We start from the raw sequence: 24,364 nt of genomic DNA, 5'->3' as shown, positions 1-24,364 counted from the left end.
ACACTGCGGCGGCGTCGGTGCCTGTGTTCACGTCACTCAAGTAAGCCGTCGATCCATAAAGGTCACTGGCTTGCTTGCGATAGCGGAGTGTCAGCTAACTGGCTGGCACTTTTACACCGCCATCGCAGGCAAGCCAGCTCCCACATTGGCGCTTGCCCGTACTTGCGAGCCCCTCAGCGGCGCCCCGTCCGCGTACTCACATCCACCCACACCGCCAGCACCAGAATGCTGCCCTTCACAATCATCTGCCAGTAGCTGTCCACGTCCAGCATCGACATGCCGTTATCCAGGCTGGTAATCACCAGCGCGCCGAGCAACGCGCCATACACCGTGCCCGAGCCGCCGCGCATGGAGGTGCCGCCGATAAAACACGCGGCAATCGCATCCAGTTCGCCCATATTGCCCGCCGACGGTGAGCCGGCAGCCAGGCGCGCGGTGTTGACCAGGCCGGCGAGGGCGCACATCACGCCCATGATGCCGAAGATCCACAGTTTTACCGCCTGCACGTTGATGCCCGACAGGCGTGTGGCTTCCATATTGCTGCCCACCGCGTAAACGCGACGGCCGAACACGGTCTGGCTGGTGACGTAGCTGAACACGCCGAGCAGCACCAGCAACAGCAACACCGGCACGGGGATGCCGTCGTAACTGTTGAGGGTGGTGACGAACCCGGCCAGCACTGCGCCGATCACAGCCACGCGTAACAGGTCACGCACCAACGAATGCGCCGCCAGGCCATGCAGTGCGCGGTTGCGCCGTTGCTTCCAGGTCAGGAACAGGGTCAAGGCAAACAGCAACACGCCCAGCCCCACACCGACGGCATGCGGCAAATACCCCTGGCCCACATACACCAGCGACGGCGATACCGGCGCAATGGTGGTACCGCCGGTAATGCCGAGCAAAATCCCGCGAAACGCCAACATGCCGCCCAGGCCGACAATGAACGAGGGGATGCGCAGGTAGGCGGTCATGTAGCCGTTGGCCAGGCCGATCATCAAACCGCACAGCGCCACCAGGCTCAGGTTGGCGAGCAGCGGAATGTGGTAGACCACGTCCAGAATTGCCGCCAGCCCGCCCAACAGCCCCAGCAGTGAACCCACCGACAAATCGATCTCGCCGCTGATGATCACCAGCACCATGCCGCACGCCAGAATCCCGGTGATCGACATCTGCCGCAGCAGGTTGGACAGGTTGCGCGGCGTGAGAAAGCCGCCTTCGGTCTGCCAACTGAAAAACACCCAGATGATCGCCACTGCGATCACCAGGGCGAGCATTTTGTAGCGGGTAAAAAGCTGTTTGACCTGGTTCATCTACGCGGTTTTCCCATTCTTATTGTGTTGGCTGAGCGCAGCGGCGAGCACCTGTTCCTGGGTGAGCCCCTGGTTGATGAAGTCTCCACGCAACTGGCCGTCGCCAATCACCAGCACGCGGTTGGAAACCCCCAGCACTTCGGCCAGTTCCGAGGAGACCATGATGATCGATACACCCTCGACGGCCAGCGCGCCCATCAGTTTGTAGATCTCATACTTGGCGCCCACATCCACGCCGCGCGTGGGCTCGTCGAGGATCAGCACGCGGGGCTTGGCCATGAGCATTTTCGCCAGCACGGCCTTTTGCTGGTTGCCACCGGACAGGCTGGTGATCGGCAAAAACGGGCTGGCGGTCTTGAGGTGCAGGCGCGCGATTTGCTGGTCGATGCTGCCAAGCTCGGCCTCGGCGTCGATGCGGGTCATATGCGCGTAGCGGTCGAGCACCGCCAGGGTGATGTTCTGGCCCACGCCGAAGTCAGGAATGATGCCTTGGCGCTTGCGGTCTTCGGGCACCATGCACAGCCCGGCGCGGATCGATTTGAGCGGCGTGCGCGTGTCGATCAGTTGGCCGTCCAGCCACACTTCGGCGCTGTAGCGGCCGGGGTAGGCGCCGAACAAGGCCGACACCAGTTCCGTGCGCCCGGCACCGACCAGCCCGGCAATGCCGAGGATTTCCCCGCGCTTGAGCACGAAAGAAACATCGTCCACGCGTTTGCGCTTGGGGTTGTCGACGTCATAGCAGGTGACGTTGCGCGCCTCGAAAATCACCTCACCGACTGCATGGGGCTCGGTGGGGTAGAGGTTGTTCATTTCGCGGCCGACCATCTGGGTGATGATCTGCGCGATATCCATGTCGGCCATGGCCGTGGTCGCGATGTGCTTGCCGTCGCGAATCACCGCGATGGTGTCGCACACGGCAGCCACCTCGTCGAGCTTGTGAGAGATGTACACGCAGGCCACGCCCTTGGCCTTGAGGCCTCGGATAATGTCGAGCAGCACCTCGATTTCCGAGCGGGTCAGGGCCGAGGAGGGCTCGTCGAGGATCAACAGGCGCGCGTGTTTGTTCAGCGCCTTGGCGATTTCCACCAGTTGCTGGTAGCCGCCGCCATACTGCGACACCGGCAGCGCCACATTCATGTCCGGCACCTTGAGTTCGCGCATCAGCGCTTCGGCGCGCTGCAGCATGGCCGGGTAGTTCATGCGCCCGCCGGGCAAGGTCAGTTCGTGGCCCATGAAGATGTTTTCGGCCACCGACAAGTCCGGCACCAGGGTCAGCTCCTGGTGAATGATAACGATGCCGGCGGCCTCGGTTTCGCTGATGGAATGGGCTTTAAGCGGCTGCCCGTCCCAGAGTATTTCCCCTTCCCAGGTGCCATACGGGTAGACCGCCGACAGCACCTTCATCAAGGTGGATTTGCCGGCACCGTTTTCACCGCACAGGCCGACGCATTCCCCCGGCCGTACCTTGATATCGATGCCGTTCAGAGCGTTGACACCGCCAAACGTTTTGACGATGCCGTTCATTTGCAGCAAGTAGTCGGCCATGGCGGTCACTGCCCGGCAATCTGCTCTTTGGTATAGAAACCATCCTTCTCCAGCAGGTCGATATTGGCCTTGGTCAGCGGGGTCGGCGTGAGCAGGATGGTGTCGACTTTTTTGCTGCCATTATCGTATTGCGAGCTGTAGGTAGGTTTTTCATTACGCGCAAGCTGTACCGAGAGCTTGGCGGCTTCGGTGGCGATCAGCTTGAGAGGCTTGTACACGGTCATGGTCTGGGTGCCGTCGATCACGCGCTTGACGGCGGCGAGGTCGGCGTCCTGGCCGGAAATCGGCACCTTGCCTGCCAGTTTCTGCGCGGCCAGGGCCTGGATCGCGCCGCCGGCGGTGGCGTCGTTGGAGGCCACAATGGCATCGATCTTATTGTCGTTTCGGGTCAGGGCGTTTTCGACGATGCTCAGGGCCTCGGTGGGGTTCCATTCCTTGACCCATTGCTGGCCGACAATCTTGATATCGCCCTTGTCGATGGCCGGTTGCAGCACCTTCATCTGGCCTTCGCGCAGCACTTTGGCGTTGTTGTCGGTGGGCGCGCCGCCGAGCAAAAAGTAATTGCCCTTGGGCGCCGCTTGCAGCACGCCGTTGGCCTGCATCTCGCCGACTTTTTCGTTATCGAAGGAGATGTACGCGTCGATGTCGGCGTTGAGAATCAGGCGGTCATAGGACACCACCTTGATCCCGGCCTTCTTGGCCTCGGCGACGGCGTTGGTCAGCACGGTGGCGTTGAACGGCACGATGACGATCACGTCAACGCCGCGAGAGATGAGGTTTTCGATCTGCGAGATTTGCTTCTGCTCGTTGGCATCGGCCGACTGCACAAACACCTTGGCGTCGAGCTTTTCGGCCGCGGCGACAAAGTAATCGCGGTCGCGGGACCAGCGCTCCAGGCGCAGGTCGTCGATGGAAAAGCCGATTTTCGGGTGGGCCGAGTCGGCCATCACCGGCAGGGCGAGCAGAGCCAGGGCAGTGGCGAGCAGGGTACGTTTGAATGCTTTCATGGTGGTGGCGATGCGGTGTATCTGTTAAAACCGAGTTGCCAGTAACAGGGGCCGCTTCGCGCCCCAACGCGGGGCAAGCCCGCTCGCCACAAAATCAGCAGGCGGTCAGGTGTAGATAAACCGGTTGACCACGCCTTCGAGCATCTCCTGACGGCCGCTCACAGCCTGCGGGTTCAGCTCATGGGCAAACGCGTGCTCGGCCAACGATGCCAGGCTGTACTCACCGGCCAGCACCGCCTGGCCCAAGGGCTGCTGCCAGCCGGCATAACGCTGGTCCTTGAACTGCTGCAATCGGTCGTTTTGCACCATGGCCGCCGCACGCTCCAGAGACAGGGCCAGCACATCCATGGCGGCGACATGCCCGTGGAACAGGTCAACCTCATCCAGGCTCTGGCGGCGCACCTTGGAATCAAAATTGTAGCCGCCGTTCTTGAAGCCCCCGGCCTTGAGGATTTCATAGGTGGCCAGGGTCATCTCCTCGACACTGTTGGGGAACTGGTCGGTGTCCCAGCCGTTCTGCGGGTCGCCGCGGTTGGCGTCGATGCTGCCGAAAATCCCCAGGGACACGGCGGTGGCAATTTCATGGTGAAAACTGTGCCCGGCCAGGGTGGCGTGGTTGGCCTCGATATTCACTTTGATCTCGTGTTCCAGGCCGAACTCATGCAGGAAGCCGAACACCGTGGCGCTGTCGTAATCGTACTGGTGCTTGGTCGGCTCCTGGGGCTTGGGTTCGATCAGCAGGTCACCCTTAAAGCCGATCTTGTACTTGTGCTCGACCACCATGCGCATAAAACGCCCGAGTTGTTCGCGCTCGCGCTTGAGGTCGGTGTTGAGCAGGGTTTCATAGCCTTCGCGACCGCCCCACAGCACGTAGTTGGCACCCTTGAGGCGCTGGGTGGCGTTCATCGCGCTGAACACTTGAGCGGCCGCGTAGGCGAATACCTCGGGGTCCGGGTTGCTGGCGGCGCCAGCGGCAAAGCGTGGGTGGCTGAAGCAGTTGGCGGTGCCCCACAGCAACTGGATACCGGTTTGTTCCTGATGGCGCTCAAGGTGGTCGACCATCTGCGCGAAGTGGTTGCGGTATTCCTTGAGCGAGCCGCCTTCGGGCGCCACATCGGTGTCGTGAAAGCTGTAGTAATCAATGCCCAGCTTGGAGAAAAACTCGAACGCCGCTTCAGCCTTGCCGATGGCCACGTCCATCGGCTCGCCGCTGCGCTGCCACGGGCGCTTGAAGGTGCCCATGCCGAACATGTCCGCCCCCGGCCACACGAAGGTGTGCCAGTAGCAGGCGGCCATGCGCAGGTGTTCACGCATGGGCTTGCCGAGGATCAGTTTGTTGGCATCGTAGTGGCGAAAGGCGAGAGGGGCGTCGCTGTTGGGGCCTTCGAAGCGAACCTTCTCGACACCTGGGAAGTACGGCATGGTGTTTTCCTTATTGTTCTTGGCGGTGCCCCGATACTAGCAACGGCATCGGGACTGCCGATTATGAAAATCACCAAGACGTAGTGCGATTTTGACCAGCCAGGGCTAGTCTGTAGCGACCGGCCCCAGGATAAAAACAATGAAAACCCTACCGCCCGTGCACCGCATTGCCCTGTTGTTCAACGGCAGCAAAATCTACGATCGCGGCATCATCACCGGCATCGGCAATTACCTGAGCAGCACTCGTGTGTCCTGGGACTTGTTCCTGGAGGAAGACTTTTTGTGCCGTTTAAGAGGCATCGAGCGCTGGCAGGGCGACGGCATCATTGCCGACTTCGATGACCCGCTGATCGGTGAGGCGCTGGCCGATATTCATTTGCCGGTGGTGGCAGTGGGCGGCTCCTATCAGGATGCACGCGCCTACCCCAAGGGCATTCCCTATGTGGCCACCGATAACCATGCACTGATCAAGTTGGCGTACGAACATTTGATTGAGGCGGGGCTGACCCGCTTTGCCTGCTTCAGCCTGCCCGAAGCCCAGGCCAACCGCTGGGCGCAGGAGCGCGAGAAAGCCTTTCGCCGCCTGATGCAACGCGATGGTTTGCAGGTTGAGGTTTACCGTGGGCTGGGCACCAGTGCGCCGCTGTGGGACAGCGCGGTGGAGCAGCAAATCGCCTGGCTGCAAGCCTTGCCCAAGCCCATCGGCATCATCGCCGTCACCGACGCCCGCGCCCGGCAATTGCTGCAAGCCTGCCTCACCGCCGGCATCGCCGTGCCGGAACAGGTCGCGTTGATCGGCATCGACAACGACCCGCTGACCCGCACGCTTACGCGCGTGCCGCTCAGCTCGGTCATCCAGGGTACCGAAACCATGGGCCGCACGGCCGCCGCGTTGCTGCACCAGATGCTGCACGGCAAACCCTGCGCGGGCACGCAGATTTTGGTGCCGCCGGATGCAATCAATGTGCAGGCCTCCAGCCTGCATCAACCGTTGGGCAACCCGTATGTGATGCAGGCGTTGCTGTTTATTCGCCAATACGCCTGCCAGGGCATCAAGACCGCGCAGGTGGCGGCGTATGTGGGGGTGTCGCGTTCATCCCTGGAGTCGCACTTTCGCAAGGTGCGTGGGTGCAGCGTGCATGACGAGATTCTGCGCTTCAAACTTGCGGCGGCGGCCAAGGGCCTGGAAAACCACGCCCTGGCGATCGCCGACATTGCCCAGGGTTGCGGCTTCAAATCGGCGCAGTACCTGCATACAGTGTTTCGGCGAGAGTTTGGCTGTACGCCGCGCGAGTACCAGCATGGCGCAAGTACACCGTAGAACAACTGTGGGAGCTGGCTTGCCTGCGATTACGGTGTGTCAGCGCCAGGTGTTCTGACTGACACTGCGCTATCGCAGGCAAGCCAGCTCCCACATTTTCGACGGTGTTCAGGCTTTTAGAATACGGCTTTGACCTGCAACCCCAGTACCAGCGCGTTATCGATGCTCTCACCGGAAAACGCCCCAGGCTCGATGATGTATTGCACATCCGGGCGCAGCGTCAGCCACGGCGTGGCCTGGTAGCCATAACTGAGTTCGATCAATTGCTCGGCATTGTTCAGGTTGGGGTAGTCCGTCCCCGCATTGAACGCCGCCAACTCCTGCACGTCACGGTTGCGTGGGTTGGGCACCGCACGGCCATAACCCAAGGCGATTGTGTCGCGTGGGCGGCCTTCAAACGGCTTGTACAGCACCACGCCCGCGCCATACCACTTGCTGAACGGCGAGGCGGCTTCGCTGGCGGCCGAGTATTGGCCGAAAGCGTGCAGCACACGGCCTGCGGATGTGCTGGAGGCCCAGACGGCCTGGTCGATCAGCAGGTAGTGACCGCCGCGACCGTTCACGTCTTTGTTGCTGCCGATGCGCTTCACATCGGAGCTGTCGTAGTAATAACCCAGCTTGTACTCACCCGGCAGCGTGCCCGCGTGTTTGTACACCAGCTCGATCGGCACTACGGTGCCGGTGGTGTGTTTGGGGTCCAGGCGCCAGGCGCGGCTGGAGTTGCCGTTGCTGTCGGGGTCGACATTGAATGCCGCCACACGCAGTTGCCAGTTTGGCGAAAAATCGTATTTCACCCGCGCACCCAGGCGTGCATTCGGGTAATTGGTCCAGCCGCTGCCGCCGGACATGTTCAGCGGGTGCCCGCAGAAACCGGCGTTCATGAAGTTGCACAGGATGCCGCTGTCGAGGCCGCCGAGGTCGTTGCCCATCGCCATGTAACCGAGCTTGATGTTCAGCGCGGGCGTGAACAGCGTGCGCTCGTAGCTCAGCTCGGTGAGGCGGGTGTAGAGGCCGCCATAGTTTTCCTGGATCGGCAGGCGGTTGCCTACCAGGTCTTCGGAGGCGCTGTTGCCGCGCCGGTCGTTGATGGTCAGCTGAATGCGGTCGCCGTTGGTGAAGCCGTAGAGCTTGCCGAGGTCGAACTGCACACCGAGCTTGATGTTTTGCGAGTAGCGCGCCGAGCGGTGTTGGCCGCCGTCGGCGTTGTAGGCGGTCTCGCCGCTGTAGTCGCCGGTGAAGCGGATGCCTTGCTCGTCGAGTTCACGGCGCAGGCCGCCCCAGTCGCCGGTCAGGGTAGTGTCGTCGGCTTGAACGGGCAGGGCGGCAGCCAAAGCCAGGCCCAGCGCCAGGCGGCCGAAGGGCATAGGAGAAGTGAGGGTCATGCGGGGTCTTCCAAACGGCATGTATAGAAAGGCGCGCGCGGTGCAGGAGAGCACCGCGCGAACAGAGGGGCGTTACGGCAGGGCGTAGGCGATTACGTAGTCGCCACGGTCAGTGGACTGGCGAGCACCGCCGGCGGTGATGACGATGTACTGCTTGCCGGTTTTTGGCGACACATAGGTCATCGGGCCGCCCTGGCTGCCCACTGGCAGGCGGGCTTTCCAGACTTCATCACCGTTGCCGCTGTTGAAGGCGCGCAGGTAGAAGTCCTGGGTGCCGGCGATAAAAATCAGCCCGCCCTGGGTCGACAAGGTGCCGCCCAGCGTCGGCAGGCCGACCTTGATCGGCAGGTGCATGCGGATGCCCAGCGGGCCGGTGTCCTCAACAGTGCCCACCGGCACTTGCCAGGCGATCTGCTGAGTCTTCATGTCGATGGCCGTCAGGGTGCCGAACGGCGGTGCCTGGCACGGGATGCCAGCCACGGACAGGAAGCGGTTTTTGTTCACCGCATACGGCGTGCCCTTGAGCGGCACGGCGCCCATGCCGGTGTTCAGCGCTTCACCACCGGACGCGGCCTGGGCCTTGTTCTGCGACGGCACCATCTGGATCCACAGGCCCAGGCGCATGTCATTGACGAAGATAAAGCCGTGCACCGGGTCGGTGGAAATACTGCCCCAGTTCATGCCGCCCAAAGAACCCGGGAAGCTCAGCGATTTGTCGGTGCCCGGCGCGGTGTACAGGCCTTCGTAGCGCATGCCCTTGAAGTCGATACGGCACAGCAATTGGTCGAACGGCGTGGCGCCCCACATGTCCGATTCGGTCAGCGTCTGCGCGCCGATCTGCGGCATGCCCACCGATTTAGGCTGGGTCAGCGAGTAAGGCTCGTTGGGGATGTTGGCGGCCTTGACCGGTACTTCCTTCACGTCGGTCAGCGGCTTGCCGGTGGCGCGGTCGAGCACATAGATCTGCCCGGCCTTGGTGCCGATCACCACCGCTGGCACGGCCTTGTCGCTGCCAGGTGGGGTGAAGTCGATCAGGCTCGGCTGCATCGGCAGGTCGAAGTCCCACAGGTCATTGTGGACGGTCTGGTACACCCACTTTTCTGCACCGGTAGAGGCGTCCAGCGCCAGCACCGAGGCGCCGTATTTGTGGTTCAGTTGGGTCCGCTCAACGCCGTAGATGTCGGTGGACGAGCTGCCCATCGGCAGGAAGACTGTGTTCATCAGCGGGTCATAAGACATCGGTGCCCAGCTGTTCGGCGTGCTGCGTACATAAGTGCTGCCGGCTGCCGGGGCTTGCTTGTCTTCGGGGTTGCCCGGGTCGAACGCCCAGCGCATCTGGCCGCTGATCACGTCGAAGCCGCGGATCACACCGCCGGGCATATCGGTTTGCACGTTATCTGCCACGCGGCCGCCGACCACTACGGTGGTGCCGGCGATCAAGGGCGCAGAGGACAGCTGGTAGTAGCTGTCCGGTACATTGCCCAGGCCGGCCTTGAGGTCCACCTGGCCGTGGGTGCCGAAGTCTTCGCAGAACTTGCCGGTGTCGGCATCCACTGCGATCAGGCGCGCATCAATGGTGTTGGTCAGCAAGCGGCGCTGGCATTGCGCGCCGGCCGGTACGCTGGCAGCAATGATCGGCGAGCTGTTTGGCTGGGTGGGCTGGGCAATCGGCGCAGTGGCATCGAAATACGCCATGCCACGGCAACGCTGCCAGACCGCCGATTTGGCGTTGACTTCGTTCTTCCACAGCTCTTTGCCGGTGTCGGCATCCAGAGCGATCAGGTTGTTGTGCGGGGTGCAGATGAATACCTTGTTGCCGATCTGCAGGGGCGTCAGTTGGTCTTCGGCACCGTTGCCGTCGCTGATCGCCACGTCGCCGGTGTGGTAGGTCCACGCCACTTTGAGCTTATTGACCGTGTCGCGGTTGATCTGGTCCAGCGCCGCAAAACGGCTGCCGCCTTCGGTGTTGCCGTAATGCGCCCAGTCTTTCTGCGCATCGGCGGCGGCCACTGGCGTGACGCCAGGGCCTTTGCCGGTGGGCGCAACGCTTGGGTGTGCAACGAACATATTGCCCGCCGCCAACGCCACGCCGACGGCCAGCACGGCGGCAACGCCATAGGCGCCACGCGCCGGTCGGCCGGCCAGCAGCGGATACACCAGCGCCACCACCAGGCCGATCACGGCAAACATGAACAGCCGCGAGAACAGCGGCCAGTACACCAGGCCCACGTCCGCAATCGCCCACACGGCGGTGCCAACCAGGAACGCGGCGAACAGCCAGGCGCCCGCCGGCTTGCGCCGCGCGATCAACATGCCGGAAACGGCCATGGCCACGCCACCGACCAGGAAGTACCAGGAACCGCCCAGGCTGACCAGCTTGGCGCCGCCCACAGCCAGCGCTACGCCGAGCAGGGCGATAACCACGCCCAGGCCCAGCAGGAGAAATCTAGAGGCGCCAGCGGCGCGCGATGCTCTTTTCATGTCGACAGACTCGAAGGTGAGAGGGCAAAGACGCGATTTTAGCAATATAAGTAACCAGTTAGTACATTGTGCTGCGTAATAGTCTTTTACAAATGTGGGTACAACAGCAAAACCCTGGCTCGCAGGGCGCCGATGCGAACACAGATGTCCCCAGCGACAAAAACCAACTGTGGGAGCTGGCTTGCCTGCGATGCAGACACCTCGGTACATCAGGTACACCCAGTTGATGTCATCGCAGGCAAGCCAGCTCCCACACCAGCCCCATTCCACATTGGCTTTAGTGTAGAGCGTCAGCCACAAAGCTCAATCTGGCTATTGCTCCACGTGCGCCAGAAACGCCCCCACACACGCCATGCACGCCTCACGTTCCTCGACATGCGGCATATGGCTCGACTGCTCAAAAATCTGCCAGCGCACGTCGCGGATGCCATCGGCAAACGGCTGTACCGTGGCGGGTGTGGCTTCATCAAAGCGCCCGGAGATCAACAACGTCGGCACCTGGATGCGTGGCAGTCGCTCGATGATGCTCCAGTGGCGCAGGCTGCCGATCACGTGGAATTCAGTGGGGCCGTTCATGGTGTGATAAACGGTCGGGTCGTCTTCGATGGCGGCATTGGTGCGCAGCACTTCATCGGGCTCCGGCTGGACGCGGCAGACGTGGCGGGCGTAATACACATCCGAGGCTGCGCGGTACTCGGCGCTGTCAGTGGTGCCTGCCGCCTCATGGCGCAGCAGGGTGGCCTGCACTTCGGTGGGCAATGCCTGGCGCAGCTCATTCGCGGCGGCGCACCACAGGTCCATGGAGGCGGGCGAATTGGCGATGATCAATGCCTTTAAGCCGGCGGGTTGGCGTACCGCGTGTTCAGCCCCAAGCATGCCGCCCCAGGACTGGCCCAGCAGCGCGTAGTCGCTGATGTCCAAATGCTCGATCAGGTTGTCCAGTTCCGCCAGGAACAACGCCACGTTCCAGAAGTCAGCGGGTGCGTCGCGCAGGTGAGTGGAGCGGCCATTGCCCAATTGGTCGTAGTGCACCACCGCGCGCCCCGTTTCGGCCAGGTCCTTGAAACTGTCGACGTAGTCATGGGTGCAGCCGGGGCCGCCGTGCGCGACGATCAAGGGCAAGCGCCCGGAACTCAAATCGCCGGTGACCCGGAACCATGTCCGGTAGCCACGGAAATCGGCATAACCTTCGCGAACCTGCATGCTGTGTGCCTCCTTGGATAGATGCGCTACAGGCTAGTCAAAACCGCGCGTCAGGGGCACTGGTAAAAATGATAGGTTCTTGAATTAAAAAGCACCTTGAGCTTAAGCCAGCGCATCCCGCTGCATCGACTGCAGGTTCTTCTCGATGGTTTCGCAGATGGTTTCCATCTGGATCTGGTGTTCGCTGGAATGAAACGGGCTTTGCAAGTCAGTGCCGATGCGTTCGATCGCCAGCAGCATAAAGCCCACCACGGTCGAGGCCAGCGGGGTGAACCAGCCCAGGGATTCAACCAGGCCCACCGGCACGATCAGGCAGAACAGCGAGATAAACAGCCGCGGGAAATATACGTAAGGGTAGGGCAGCGGCGTATTGGCGATTCGCTCCATGCCGCCTTGGGCGTTGGACAGGTCCACCAGGGTCGACTCCAGCCGCGCCAGGCGAATACTGTCCAGGTGCCCGGCCTTGTATTCGCGGGCCAACAACGTCGCTGAACCGGTGAGGATGTCATTGGCAAAGTTGTTGGTGGCGCCATTGCGCGCAAACTCTTCGGCGGGGATAAACGCACGTACTTCATCCGGGCACGGGCGGCCCTTGAGGTGCGCCGCCAGGCAATTCACATAGGCCACATGGCGGCGCAACAGGGTGGCCTTGACCGGGTTTACCTCGCCGCTGGAGTCATCCAGCAACGTCAGTACCTGACGTGCAAAACTACGCGAGTTATTCACCATTGCGCCCCACAACGTGCGTGCTTCCCACCAGCGGTTATAGGCGCTGCTGTTACGAAAGCTGATCAACACCACCAGCGCCGACCCCAGCAGGGTCAGCGGCATCAGCGGCAAGTTGATCTTGGTGGTCAGGAACAACATGAAATCGACCGTGACGGCCACATCCCACAACAACAGCCAGAACAAGGCCCAACCCACATAGCCCATGGTTTTGATAATCAGGCGGTACTTTTTGATGATGGCGGCTTTCAAGCGAGGACCTCACGGCGAGCAATGGGCAATAAATACCCTAGCTCGGACGCCCGGGGGCGGTGAAAGGTTCGCGGTCATATTTCTGGCGCCATTTATTGGCTCTGCTTCACACGCAATCTTTGCACTGCTATTTCAAGCAAGTTCACCGCTTGCGCGTTAGCAAATAGCCCAGGAAGTGCAGTTGGAACAACTTTGGTAATGATGCTGTGCCACGCGGCAATCACTGTACATTGACCCCAAAGGCAAAGCGCCATCAGGGGCCGTTTTACGACGTGATTTGTTTTGGGACCTGACTACGTGAACTTTGTAGTCTAGATCAGTGGGATGAAGTTGGTTGATCAGGGTTCTTTCATGCGTGTCAGTTCGTTAAAGTTGGATATCGGTAATACTGCACAAGCACTTGAACGTCATGAGGACTTTGAATCTTGTATTCGGGCACATTATCAGGTGCTTCTTGGCCCTTACTCGAAACGCCCGTTTTTCTACAAAAGTGCAATGAAATACAGCCGTTTGATGGTCTCATTTGCACTGTTCAGCGAGTACTTTTCCAAACCGACAGCCTTGCTTTGCGAGGTGAAAGCCTTTTGTGTGGCGCGGGGGTATTGCTCAAGAAACAGCCTGGAGTCGATCTTCCTGCTGTTTCGGGCGCTGGGGTTCATGGTGGTCGACGCACACCCGGAGGACAGCCGGTTCAGGGTGTATGCGCCCTCGGATGAAGCCTGCCGGGAAGTGCGGCTGATGCTGACGTCCATTACCGACTCACTGGCGCTGATGTGCCCTGAGAAGGAGCGTTTTCGCACAATGCGCGAGATGGACGACCGCAGTTTTCTAGCCCTTTATTTCAAAGGCTTCGCTCAGATCCTGGCCGACGAAATGACCGTTGATGTGTTGCTGCCCGACTGTTTTTGGCTGGTGAAGAAAGATGCAGGCCATTTGTTGATGCTGGCGATATATAACGATGCCTTTTCACCGGAAAACGAGCGCATGACCTTCAAATCGTCATCTTATCTTGCGCTCGCCCAGCAGCTGTCGGTATCAAAAACCCATATTATTAGAATGGTCCGGGAGGGTGTCGAGAAGGGCTATTTCAAAGTGCATGCGAAAAAACAGCTGGAAGTGCTGCCGGCTTTTGTTTGCCTGGTAAGACGGTTTATGGCGTTTTCATTTGCGGTTGGCCTGCACGCGGTTGAAAGAGGGGAAAGGGATGCCTGCTAATTTGAAGTTAAGGCCACGGATGCGCCGGTTACTGTCGCCAGCGGTCACCCAGGCCGAGTTAATCGGGATTATTGCCTGGCTCGGGGTGTTGTTGATTCATCCGGACATGCAGCTGGATATATATTTGTCAGCGATCACCCTGTGCCTGTTGGCGGTGTGTCGACTGCACCACATGACCATCCACTTTTACCTGTGGCGCACGCTCGGGGTTGTGTATGTCGTGCTGCTGTCCGTGGGGTTTGCCTATGTCATCAGCGCGCATGGGGAGTTGCGCCTGTTTGGCTTGCCGCTGGCGGTTATCCTGGTGATCAGCAGCGCCATCCTGTTTATCAGTGTGCAGGATTACCTGGTCTGCGCCACGTTGGTCTGGTTGATTTTATGGCCGTGCATCCAGGCGGACATTTACGGCGATGCCCAGGTCTATCTGTATATTTTTTGCGTTGCGTCGGTGGCCATCGGTTTTATCCTGAGTTTTTCCTATTTGAAGAACCTGCGCTCGGTGTTGCTGGTAGAAAGTGAGTTTCGCGAGCTGGCAGAGACGGATTACCTGACCTCCATTCTCAACCGGCGCGCCTTCATGCAGGGCTTTGACGCGTTGATCGCCAGCGGCCACAGCGGCTATTTCATGATGTTGGATATCGACAGTTTCAAACTCAAAAATGACCGGTATGGCCACGATGTGGGCGACAGCATTCTTTGCGCCATGGCCACCTGCCTGAAAACCGCCAAAGGCAGCCACAGTTTCGGCAGGATCGGCGGCGAAGAATTCGGCGTGCTGCTGTTGGGCGACGACCCGGCTGTCGCCTGCGAGTTCGCACGGGATTTGTTGCAGGCTATCCGGCACAGTGTGGCGGCGCCGCACAATTACACGTGCAGCGCGGGAATGGCGCGGTTTTCGGCGGGGGACGAGATGTCGGCAGTGCTTAAGGACGCTGACCGCAACCTGTATGGCGCCAAGCAAAATGGCAAGGACCGGGCCTATCTGGAGGGCAGGCCGATTAATCCGCAGGGGTGTGCAGTCGCCCAATGAGTGCTCAGCGCGGCTGGATCAACGCTGGCCCATGGTTGCGTGTGTTGCCCACGGCACTGTCGACCTTGAACCATTCGAACACGTCTGCCGGGTCGCCCTGCAACAGCACCATCTGCTCGGCGCGACTTCGGGAGGTGGCCGGGTCCAGCCACTCACGGGCCAGTTCCGGAGTGAACACCACGGGCCTGCGGTCATGGATGTCGAGCATGCCACCGGCGCTGTCGGCGGTGATGATCACGAAGCCATCGTGCGCGTGCGCGCCCTCATCGGCGTCGGGCAGTTGGCCTATGGCGGCACAGAATACCGGCGCACCGTCGCGGCGACGAATCAGGTAGGGCTGTTTTTTCGCGTCGCCTTCATCCACCCATTCAAACCAGTTGTCCACTGGGGCAATTGCGCGATGCGGCCAGATCGCGCGAAAGAACGCGCCGTGCGCGACCTTCTCGACACGCGCGTTGATCGCCAGCAGGCGTTCTTTGCTCCAGTGCGGGCGCCAGCCCCAGCGCACCGGGTCAGCGTGCAAAAGATCATTGTCCAGGTGCAGCAACGCCACGGGGGTGGTTGGCGCCACGTTGTAGCGCTCAAGCGGCTGGTCGCCCACGCTATTGGCCAGTGCATTGGGCATGCTCAGCGCCGCCACAAAGTCATGAATACCGCGGTACTGCGAAAGTCGTCCGCACATGGCCGGTTCCTCGAACTGACTCCCTGAGCGTAGACGATCAATTTACAGCGGCGTGAGCACGTTCATCACCGTGTCCAGCGCCACCCGCGTGTCATCCAGTTGCACCAGCGAGGCGTGCCGGGCGCCGAGGGCGTCACGGTTCTGGATGGCGGTGAGGATCGCTTTGTGGCGGGGCAGGCTCAGGCCCTGGATGTCAGGACGGCGGTTGGTGATGTTGATCGACTCGCGCAGCGGCAACGACAGCATGTTGCACATGTAGGCGAGCAAGTCGTTGCGGGTCGCGTCGGCGATGGCGCGGTGGAAGTCCAGGTCGGCCTGCAGCAGGTCATCGTGGGTCTTGGCGGTTTCCATGCCCCGGTAGGCGGTTTCGATGGTGGCGATGTCTTCGGCGGTGGCCGTGGTCGCGGCCATGGCGGCGATTTCCGGTTCGAGGATGCGCCGCACGCCGGCCAGGGTGTTGAAGAATTCGCTGTGGGGCGTGGACTGCATCAGCCAGGACAGCACGTCCGGGTCAAGCAAATGCCATTTCACCCGTGGGCGCACCACCGCGCCCACCCGTGGTTTGGAGTACACCAGGCCCTTGGCGCTGAGCACGCGGGTCGCCTCACGCAACACCGAGCGGCTGACCTGGTATTCCTCGCACAGCGTGGCTTCCATGGGCAGGCGTTCTTCGGGCTTGAAGCGACCGGAAACGATGTGCATGCCCAAGTCCTGAACGATCTGGGCATGCTGGCTCTTGCGCGGCTTGGGCGGCTGGTGATCCATAACGACGGGGAGGCTCTGGCTTAGGTTCGCGGCATCATAGCATCCCAATTAGTGGGAATGCCGGGGGACTTCAGCGCCACGGCAGCCCACCAGGAAGTCGAAGTCGCAGCCTTGATCGGCCTGCAGCACGTGATCGATATACAGCTGGCGGTAGCCGCCGACGATCAGGTTTTGCGCTGGCGCAAGGTCAGCCATGCGCGCCGCCAGTTCGGCGTCGGGGATATCCAGGTGCAACCGGCCGTTGGCGCAGTCGAGCTCGATCCAGTCACCTTCCTGCACCGTGGCCAGCGGCCCACCGGCGGCAGCTTCCGGTGCCACGTGCAGCACCACCGTGCCGTAGGCGGTGCCGCTCATGCGTGCATCGGAAATGCGCACCATGTCAGTCACGCCCTGGGCCAGCAGCTTGGCGGGCAGGCCCATGTTGCCCACTTCGGCCATGCCGGGGTAACCCTTGGGGCCACAGTTTTTCATGACCAGAATCGAGTTGGCATCCACGTCCAGCGCCGGGTCATTGATGCGTGCCTTGTACATGTCGAAGTTCTCGAACACCACCGCGCGGCCACGGTGCTGCATCAACTCGGGGCTGGCGGCGGAAGGCTTGAGCACGGCGCCCAGCGGCGCCAGGTTGCCGCGCAATACGCAAATACCGCCATCGGCGCGGATCGGGTTATCGAGGGTGCGGATCACCTCATCCTGGCCGTAGATCGGCGAGTCCTGGGTGTTCTCGCCCAACGACTTGCCATTGACCGTCAAGGCATTCGGATGCGGGATCAGGTTGGCTTCGCCCAGGCGACGCAGCACGGCCGGCAGGCCGCCGGCGTAGTAGAACTCTTCCATCAGGAAACGACCTGACGGCTGCAGGTCGACGATGGTCGGCACGCCACGGCCCATGCGGGTCCAATCGTCGAGGTCGAGCTCGACGCCAATGCGCCCGGCGATGGCTTTAAGGTGGATCACCGCGTTGGTCGAACCGCCGATGGCCGCATTCACCCGGATCGCGTTTTCAAATGCTTCCTTGGTGAGGATTTTCGACAGTTTCAAATCCTCACGCACCATCTCGACCGCGCGCATGCCAGACATATGCGCCAGCACATAGCGCCGTGCATCCACCGCCGGAATCGCCGCGTTGTGGGGCAGGGAAGTGCCGAGTGCTTCGGCCATGCAGGCCATGGTCGACGCAGTGCCCATGGTGTTGCAGGTGCCCGCCGAGCGCGACATGCCGCCTTCGGCCGCAAGGAAATCGTCAAGGGTGATGGTGCCGGCCTTGACCTGCTCGCTCAGTTGCCACACCACCGTACCCGAGCCGATGTCCTGGCCCTTGTGCTTGCCGTTGAGCATCGGCCCGCCGGTGACCACGATGGCCGGCACGTCACAACTGGCCGCGCCCATCAGCAGCGCCGGGGTGGTTTTGTCGCAGCCGGTGAGCAGCACCACGCCGTCGATGGGGTTGCCGCGAATGGCTTCCTCTACATCCATGCTCGCCAGGTTGCGGGTGAGCATGGCGGTGGGGCGCAGGTTGGATTCGCCATTGGAGAACACCGGGAATTCCACCGGGAAACCACCTGCCTCGATCACACCGCGTTTGACGTGCTCGGCGATCTGGCGGAAATGCGCGTTGCACGGGGTCAGTTCCGACCAGGTGTTGCAAATGCCAATGATCGGTTTGCCATGGAACTGATGGTCGGCAATGCCCTGGTTCTTCATCCAGCTGCGGTACATGAAACCGTTCTTGTCGGCGGTGCCAAACCACTGGGCGGAGCGTAGGGCGGGCTTTTTATCAGGCATGATCGACTCTCTTATTGTATGACTATATGTTCTATATGTGCTTAAACATAAGCGCAAAAACGCAGCTTTGGAAGTGTTGTTTTGCAAATAGTCATACTATATAGTCCAGCTTAATTGAGGTTTGACCCTGGCGGATTTTCGCGAGAGGCAGCCCCCGAGCTTCTATAAAAACAACAATCGGAGATCGACCCCATGAGCCAGGAACTGCGGCTTGTTCGGCGTATCACGCTGAAACTGATTCCCTTCCTGATCCTGCTGTACCTGATCGCCTACGTGGACCGCTCGGCGGTGGGGTTTGCCAAGCTGCACATGGGCGCCGACGTCGGCATCGGCGATGCCGCCTATGGCCTGGGGGCGGGGTTGTTCTTTATTGGCTACTTCCTGTTTGAAATCCCCAGCAACCTGATGCTCGACCGCTTCGGCGCGCGGCGCTGGTTTGCACGGATCATGCTCACCTGGGGCGCCATCACCATTGGTATGGCCTTTGTGCAGGGGCCGCACAGTTTCTATGTGATGCGCTTTCTGCTTGGCGCGGCCGAAGCCGGGTTCTTTCCGGGCGTGCTGTACTACATCACCCAGTGGTTCCCGGTGCGCCATCGCGGCAAGATCCTGGGGCTGTTTATCCTCTCCCAGCCGATTGCCATGATGATCACCGGGCCCGTGTCCGGCGGCCTGCTGGGCATGGACGGCATCCTTGGTCTGCACGGCTGGCAATGGCTGTTTATCGTGATTGGCACGCCGGCGTTGCTGCTGACCTGGCCGGTGTTGCGCTTTCTGCCGGACGGCCCCAAGCAGGTCAACTGGATGAGCGAAGACGAAAAAGCCTGGCTGACCGCTGAGTTGGCCAAGGACCTGCAAGCCTACGGCCAGACCCGCCACGGCAACCCGCTGCATGCCCTCAAGGACAAGCGCGTGTTGTTGCTGGCGCTGTTCTATCTGCCGGTGACCTTGAGCATCTATGGCTTGGGCCTGTGGTTGCCGACCCTGATCAAACAGTTCGGCGGCACTGACTTGGTGACCGGCTTTATCTCGGCGGTACCCTACATTTTCGGCATCATCGGGCTGCTGATCATCCCGCGCAGTTCCGACCGTTTGAACGATCGTTATGGCCACCTTGCCGTGCTCTATGTGCTCGGCGCCATCGGCTTGTTTTGCAGTGCCTGGCTGAGCGTGCCGGTGCTGCAAATGGCGGCGCTGTGCCTGGCGGCATTCGCCTTGTTTTCCTGCACGGCGGTGTTCTGGACCTTGCCGGGGCGGTTCTTTGCCGGCGCCAGTGCGGCGGCGGGCATTGCCTTGATTAACTCGGTGGGCAACCTGGGCGGCTATATCGGCCCGTTCGTGATCGGCGCGCTCAAGGAATACACCGGCAACCTGGCTTCGGGCCTGTATTTTTTGGCTGGCGTCATGGTGTTCGGGCTGGTGTTGACCGCTGTGGTGTACCGCGTGCTGGAGCGCAAGCATGTGCTGCCCGCCGACCAGTTTGCCGCCAGCGCCCGAGGCGCCACACGTACTTAATCCTGGAGAAGTTTGATGCGTTTAGTTCAGTTCGAATTGCGTAACGGTGAGCGTCGTGTCGGCGTGGTGCAAGGCAACACACTGCGCGAAGTGCACACCGCGCGCAGCGTGCGTGAGTTGGCGCTGGCCGCCATCGATGCCGGTGTGGGCCTGGCGCAACAGGTCGACAGCCTCGGGCTGGGCGACAGTTACGACTACGCCGCGCTGTTGGCAGACCTCAAAGTCCTGCCGCCGCTCGACCATCCCGACCCCGCGCACATGCTGATCAGCGGCACTGGACTGACGCACCTGGGCAGCGCCTCGGCCCGCGATAAAATGCATCAGGCCGGTGACGACAGTGCCTTGACCGACACCATGCGTATCTTCAAATGGGGCGTGGAAGGCGGCAAACCGCCGGCCGGCCAGGCCGGCGTGCAACCGGAATGGTTCTATAAGGGCGATGGCAATATTGTCGTGCGCCCAGGCCAGGCGTTCCCGGTGCCACCCTTTGCTGAAGACGCCGGTGAAGAGCCGGAAATCGGCGGGTTGTACGTGATCGGCCGTGACAGCAAACCCTACCGCCTGGGTTTTGCGGTGGGCAACGAGTTCTCCGACCACGTCATGGAGCGCAAGAATTACCTGTACCTGGCCCATTCCAAGTTGCGCAGTTGCAGCTATGGTCCGGAGTTGCGTGTGGGTGAGTTGCCCGAGCATCTGGCCGGCACCAGCCGCATCCGCCGAGACGGTCAAGTGATATGGGAAAGCGAATTTCTCAGTGGCGAGGCGAACATGTGCCACAGCCTGGAAAACCTCGAGTACCACCATTTCAAATACAGCCAGTTCCTGACCCCGGGCGACGTGCATATTCATTTCTTCGGCACCGCCACCTTGTCATTCGCCGACGGTATACGTACCCAGCCGGGGGATGTGTTCGAGATCAGCCAGGCCGAGTTCGGCGCGCCGCTGGTCAATCAGGTCGGCAGCGCCGAGGCGGCGTTCGCACCTGGCACTGTCATCAGCCTTTAAGGAGATCAGCATGAATCCGTTTCTCGGCCACAACTACATCGGCGGCCAGCGCAGCGCCCAGGGCAGCATCACCCTGAAAAGCGTCGACGCCAGCACCGGCGAGGCCTTGCCTCAGGATTTCTATCAGGCCACGCCCGCCGAGGTGGATGCCGCCGCCAAGGCCGCCGCTGCCGCCTATCCCGCGTACCGGGCATTAAGTGCATCGCGGCGGGCGCAGTTCCTGGAGACGGTGGCCGATGAGCTGGATGCGCTGGGGGATGAATTTATCGAGTTGGTGTGCCGCGAAACGGCATTACCTGCTGCGCGCATCAAAGGCGAGCGCGGGCGCACCAGCGGCCAGATGCGCCTGTTCGCTACGGTATTGCGTCGTGGTGATTTTTACGGCGCGCGTATCGACAGAGCCTTGCCCGAGCGCCAACCCCTGCCGCGCCCGGACCTGCGCCAATACCGCATCGGCCTCGGCCCGGTGGCGGTGTTTGGTGCGAGCAACTTTCCCCTGGCATTTTCCACCGCCGGCGGCGACACCGCTGCCGCGCTGGCGGCCGGCTGCCCGGTGGTGTTCAAGGCGCACAGTGGGCATATGGCGACGGCTGAGCGGGTGGCCGATGCAATCATTCGGGCGGCCGAGGCTACCGAGATGCCGGCGGGGGTGTTCAACATGATCTTCGGTGGCGGCGTCGGTGAGGCGCTGGTCAAGCACCCGGCGATCCAGGCCGTGGGTTTTACCGGCTCGCTCAAGGGCGGCCGTGCCTTGTGTGATATGGCGGCGGCACGCCCGCAGCCGATCCCGGTGTTTGCCGAAATGTCGAGCATCAACCCGGTGATCGTGCTGCCCCAGGCCTTGCACGCCAGGGCCGCGACCATCGCCCGCGACCTCACCGCCTCGGTGGTGCAAGGCTGTGGCCAGTTCTGCACCAACCCTGGCCTGGTGATCGGTATTGCCTCGCCACAGTTCACCGCGTTTACCCAACAGGTGGCGCAACTGATCGGTGAACAGCCGGCGCAAACCATGCTCAATGCCGGCACCCTGGGCAGTTATGGCAAAGGCTTGGAAAAGCTCTTGGCGCACCCTGGCATCCAACACCTGGCGGGCAGCGCTCAAGTGGGCAGTCAGGCGCAGCCGCAGCTGTTCAAGGCCGACGTGCGCTTGCTGATCGACGGTGATGAGGTGTTGCAGGAAGAGGTGTTCGGCCCTGCCACGGTGTTTGTCGAGGTCGCCGATCAGGCCCAGCTCAGCGACGCCTTGCACGGGCTGCACGGCCAGCTCACCGCGACGCTTATTGCTGAACCGGCCGACCTGCAGCACTTCACTGAACTGACGCCGCTGCTGGAGCAGAAAGTCGGGCGCATCCTGCTCAACGGCTACCCGACCGGCGTGGAAGTGTGTGATTCGATGGTTCACGGCGGGCCGTACCCGGCCACATCCGATGCCCGTGGCACCTCGGTCGGCACCCTGGCCATCGACCGTTTCCTGCGCCCGGTGTGCTTGCAGAATTACCCTGATAGCCTGCTGCCCGACGCGTTGAAAAACGCCAACCCGTTGCGTATCCAGCGGCTGGTGGATGGCACGCCATCGCGCGACCCGCTGTAACACCAGGAGGTTTTATGTCGTGTACCGCAGTCACTGCGCACCGTGCGCAGCTGGGCGAAGGCCCGTTCTGGGACGTGCCGACCCAGGCGCTGTATTGGGTGAATATCGCCGGCAAGCAGGCGCTGCGCCTGATGGGCGGGCAGTTGCAGATCTGGCAGTTGCCCGAGCACGTCTCGGCCTTCATCCCCTGTGAAAGCGGGGATGCACTGGTGACGCTGAGCAGCGGCGTGTACCGGCTGAACCTGGAAACCGAAGCCCTCACGCTGCTGTGCGTGGCCGACCCGCAACCGGGTAACCGTGGCAATGAAGCGCGCTGCGATGCCCAGGGCCGCCTGTGGTTGGGCACCATGCAGAACAACATTGGCGAGCAGGGTGAAGACCTGCCGATTACGCGGCGTTCCGGCGGCCTGTTTCGCGTCGATGCCAACGCGCATGTCACGCCGCTGCTGCAAGGGTTGGGCATTCCCAACACCTTGGTGTGGAGCGATGACGGCGCGCACGTGCATTTTGGCGACAGCCTGGACGGCACCTTGTACCGGCATGCGGTCAAGCCAGAGGGTCAGCTCGAGCCTGCCCGAGTCTGGTTCGGCCCGCATGAGCGTGGTGGCCCGGATGGCTCGGCGATGGACGCGGATGGCTATATCTGGAATGCCCGTTGGGATGGCAGTTGCTTGCTGCGCCTGACGCCTGCCGGCGAGGTCGACCGCATTGTCGAGTTGCCCGTGAGCCGCCCCACCAGTTGCGTGTTCGGTGGCCCCAACCTCACCACCCTCTACATCACCAGCGCCGCCAGCCCACTCGATCACCCGCTGGATGGCGCAGTGCTGGCCATCGAGGTCGATGTGCCGGGCACACGCTGTCACCGCTTTGCCGGATAAACCCAAGACCTGAAAACAATAACAAGGAGTCACCCGTATGAATCGTCGTCGAGGTATGCGTTCCCTGTGCTGCGCCGCTGTGGCGGTGTCGGCCCTGAGCTTGGGCGGTCTGTTGCAGGCCGCTGAAGCCGTGAAGATTGGTTTTTTGGTCAAGCAGGCTGAAGAGCCGTGGTTCCAGACCGAATGGGCGTTTGCCGAAAAAGCCGGCAAGGAGCATGGCTTTACCGTGATCAAGATCGCCGTGCCGGATGGCGAGAAAACCCTCTCGGCCATCGACAGCCTGGCGGCCAACGGCGCCAAGGGCTTTGTGATCTGCCCGCCGGACGTATCACTCGGCCCGGCCATCGTTGCCAAGGCAAAGGCCAACGGCCTGAAAGTGATTGCGGTGGATGACCGTTTTGTCGACGCCAAAGGCAACTTCATGGAGGACGTGCCGTACCTGGGCATGGCCGCGTTTGAAGTGGGCCAGAAGCAGGGCGCGGCGATGGCGGCGGAGGCGAAAAAACGCGGTTGGGATTGGAAGGACACCTATGCGGTGATCAATACCTTTAACGAACTGGACACGGGTAAAAAGCGCACTGACGGTTCGGTTAAATCCCTGGAAGATGCTGGTTTTCCTAAAGACCACATTCTGTTCACCGCGGCCAAGACGCTTGATGTACCGGGCAGTATGGACGCCACCAACTCGGCACTGGTCAAGCTGCCCAGCGGTGCCAAGAACCTGATTATCGGTGGTATGAACGACAACACGGTGCTCGGTGGCGTGCGCGCAACCGAAACGGCCGGTTTTGCCGCGGCCAATGTGATTGGTATCGGCATCAATGGTACGGATGCCATTGGCGAACTGAAAAAGGCTGACAGTGGATTTTTCGGTTCGATGCTGCCCAGTCCGCATATCGAGGGCTACAACACTGCGCTGATGATGTATGAGTGGGTTACCAAGGGGACGGAGCCGCCCAAGTACACGGCCATGGACGAGGTGACGCTGATTACACGGGAGAACTTCAAGCAAGAGCTGACGAAGATTGGGTTGTGGCAGTGAGGTAGGCTTGGCGGGGGGGGGATCGGACGGAGTACATATCCGTTGCTGCGGTAACGGCTACCTATGGTTCCGCCCTTACGGCGGGTCACTTTTGGCAAACGCCCTGTACGGACCGGACACATGGTTGACACATGTGCGGGGACATGGTGGACACATTATTGACCATAATCAGGCTTACTAATGTCGATTGTTCGCAAAAAGTGATGG

19 protein-coding genes are annotated in these 24,364 nt (G+C 61.4%); 8 read left to right on the top strand and 11 right to left on the bottom strand.

The genetic code is table 11. The features are described 5' to 3' along the window. Positions 1 to 173: 173 nt before the first annotated feature. From HBO23_RS25245 to xylA, 4 genes are all read right to left on the bottom strand, one after another. On the bottom strand, positions 174 to 1,310 hold the full coding sequence (locus HBO23_RS25245) for a sugar ABC transporter permease (protein WP_170040171.1): 1,137 nt from the start codon (positions 1,308 to 1,310) through the stop codon (positions 174 to 176). Beyond that, positions 1,311 to 2,855 (bottom strand): D-xylose ABC transporter ATP-binding protein, encoded by a 1,545-nt coding sequence (xylG, locus tag HBO23_RS25240; RefSeq protein ID WP_170040169.1) that lies wholly within the window; start codon positions 2,853 to 2,855, stop codon positions 1,311 to 1,313. A 5-nt stretch (positions 2,856 to 2,860) separates the two neighbouring features. Further along, on the bottom strand, positions 2,861 to 3,862 hold the full coding sequence (xylF, locus tag HBO23_RS25235; protein ID WP_017136530.1) for a D-xylose ABC transporter substrate-binding protein: 1,002 nt from the start codon (positions 3,860 to 3,862) through the stop codon (positions 2,861 to 2,863). Positions 3,863 to 3,967: 105 nt separating this feature from the next. Continuing rightward, positions 3,968 to 5,284 (bottom strand): xylose isomerase, encoded by a 1,317-nt coding sequence (xylA, locus tag HBO23_RS25230; RefSeq protein ID WP_099547911.1) that lies wholly within the window; start codon positions 5,282 to 5,284, stop codon positions 3,968 to 3,970. 139 nt (positions 5,285 to 5,423) lie between these two features. On the opposite strand from xylA, the gene HBO23_RS25225 reads away from it, so the two are divergent. Beyond that, the gene (locus HBO23_RS25225) at positions 5,424 to 6,605 is read left to right on the top strand and encodes a XylR family transcriptional regulator (RefSeq protein WP_170040167.1); all 1,182 of its coding nucleotides are present in this window, start codon (positions 5,424 to 5,426) and stop codon (positions 6,603 to 6,605) included. Positions 6,606 to 6,721: 116 nt separating this feature from the next. Here HBO23_RS25225 and HBO23_RS25220 read toward each other — a convergent pair whose 3' ends face one another. The 4 genes from HBO23_RS25220 to HBO23_RS25205 form a co-directional block, all read right to left on the bottom strand. Beyond that, a complete protein-coding gene (locus HBO23_RS25220; RefSeq protein WP_170040165.1) occupies positions 6,722 to 7,987 on the bottom strand; it encodes a carbohydrate porin in 1,266 nt (421 codons plus the stop codon). 72 nt (positions 7,988 to 8,059) lie between these two features. After that, positions 8,060 to 10,468 (bottom strand): glucose/quinate/shikimate family membrane-bound PQQ-dependent dehydrogenase, encoded by a 2,409-nt coding sequence (locus HBO23_RS25215; protein WP_138450606.1) that lies wholly within the window; start codon positions 10,466 to 10,468, stop codon positions 8,060 to 8,062. 312 nt (positions 10,469 to 10,780) lie between these two features. After that, positions 10,781 to 11,671 carry a proline iminopeptidase-family hydrolase gene (locus HBO23_RS25210; protein ID WP_170040163.1) on the bottom strand — a complete coding sequence of 297 codons (891 nt, stop codon included), beginning with the start codon at positions 11,669 to 11,671 and terminating at the stop codon, positions 10,781 to 10,783. Positions 11,672 to 11,773: 102 nt separating this feature from the next. Next, complete coding sequence (locus HBO23_RS25205) at positions 11,774 to 12,649, bottom strand: bestrophin family ion channel (protein ID WP_138450602.1); 876 nt, start codon at positions 12,647 to 12,649, stop codon at positions 11,774 to 11,776. A gap of 324 nt (positions 12,650 to 12,973) precedes the next feature. Between HBO23_RS25205 and HBO23_RS25200 the strand changes: the two genes are divergently transcribed. Next, positions 12,974 to 13,864, top strand: coding sequence for a hypothetical protein (locus HBO23_RS25200; protein WP_017136524.1), 891 nt, complete (start codon positions 12,974 to 12,976; stop codon positions 13,862 to 13,864). After that, the gene (locus HBO23_RS25195; protein ID WP_170040161.1) at positions 13,854 to 14,894 is read left to right on the top strand and encodes a GGDEF domain-containing protein; all 1,041 of its coding nucleotides are present in this window, start codon (positions 13,854 to 13,856) and stop codon (positions 14,892 to 14,894) included. The genes HBO23_RS25200 and HBO23_RS25195 overlap by 11 nt, the downstream gene beginning before the upstream one ends. Before the next feature lie 4 nt (positions 14,895 to 14,898). Here the strand turns inward: HBO23_RS25195 and HBO23_RS25190 are convergent, their stop codons facing one another. Genes HBO23_RS25190 through HBO23_RS25180 form a run of 3 tightly spaced genes read right to left on the bottom strand, consistent with a single transcriptional unit; the run spans position 14,899 to position 18,126 of the window. Then, positions 14,899 to 15,576, bottom strand: a complete 678-nt coding sequence (locus HBO23_RS25190; RefSeq protein WP_138450596.1) for an SOS response-associated peptidase family protein — start codon at positions 15,574 to 15,576, stop codon at positions 14,899 to 14,901. A 42-nt stretch (positions 15,577 to 15,618) separates the two neighbouring features. Beyond that, positions 15,619 to 16,341 (bottom strand): FadR/GntR family transcriptional regulator, encoded by a 723-nt coding sequence (locus HBO23_RS25185; protein WP_017136521.1) that lies wholly within the window; start codon positions 16,339 to 16,341, stop codon positions 15,619 to 15,621. 48 nt (positions 16,342 to 16,389) lie between these two features. Next, the gene (locus HBO23_RS25180) at positions 16,390 to 18,126 is read right to left on the bottom strand and encodes an IlvD/Edd family dehydratase (protein ID WP_017136520.1); all 1,737 of its coding nucleotides are present in this window, start codon (positions 18,124 to 18,126) and stop codon (positions 16,390 to 16,392) included. Between the two features lie 192 nt (positions 18,127 to 18,318). Between HBO23_RS25180 and HBO23_RS25175 the strand changes: the two genes are divergently transcribed. Genes HBO23_RS25175 through HBO23_RS25155 form a run of 5 tightly spaced genes read left to right on the top strand, consistent with a single transcriptional unit; the run spans position 18,319 to position 24,157 of the window. Then, positions 18,319 to 19,641, top strand: coding sequence for an MFS transporter (locus HBO23_RS25175; protein WP_170040159.1), 1,323 nt, complete (start codon positions 18,319 to 18,321; stop codon positions 19,639 to 19,641). Between the two features lie 15 nt (positions 19,642 to 19,656). Next, on the top strand, positions 19,657 to 20,646 hold the full coding sequence (gene araD1, locus HBO23_RS25170; RefSeq protein WP_170040157.1) for an AraD1 family protein: 990 nt from the start codon (positions 19,657 to 19,659) through the stop codon (positions 20,644 to 20,646). A gap of 10 nt (positions 20,647 to 20,656) precedes the next feature. Further along, complete coding sequence (locus tag HBO23_RS25165; RefSeq protein WP_170040155.1) at positions 20,657 to 22,237, top strand: aldehyde dehydrogenase (NADP(+)); 1,581 nt, start codon at positions 20,657 to 20,659, stop codon at positions 22,235 to 22,237. Between the two features lie 14 nt (positions 22,238 to 22,251). Then, a complete protein-coding gene (locus HBO23_RS25160; RefSeq protein ID WP_170040153.1) occupies positions 22,252 to 23,115 on the top strand; it encodes an SMP-30/gluconolactonase/LRE family protein in 864 nt (287 codons plus the stop codon). Positions 23,116 to 23,152: 37 nt separating this feature from the next. Next, positions 23,153 to 24,157, top strand: a complete 1,005-nt coding sequence (locus HBO23_RS25155; protein WP_017136516.1) for a substrate-binding domain-containing protein — start codon at positions 23,153 to 23,155, stop codon at positions 24,155 to 24,157. Positions 24,158 to 24,364 lie beyond the last annotated feature (207 nt).

It is taken from the genome of Pseudomonas sp. WS 5532 (genome assembly GCF_012985445.1).
Taxonomy (GTDB): domain Bacteria; phylum Pseudomonadota; class Gammaproteobacteria; order Pseudomonadales; family Pseudomonadaceae; genus Aquipseudomonas; species Aquipseudomonas edaphica.
This window is presented reverse-complemented; position numbering and strand designations above follow the sequence as displayed.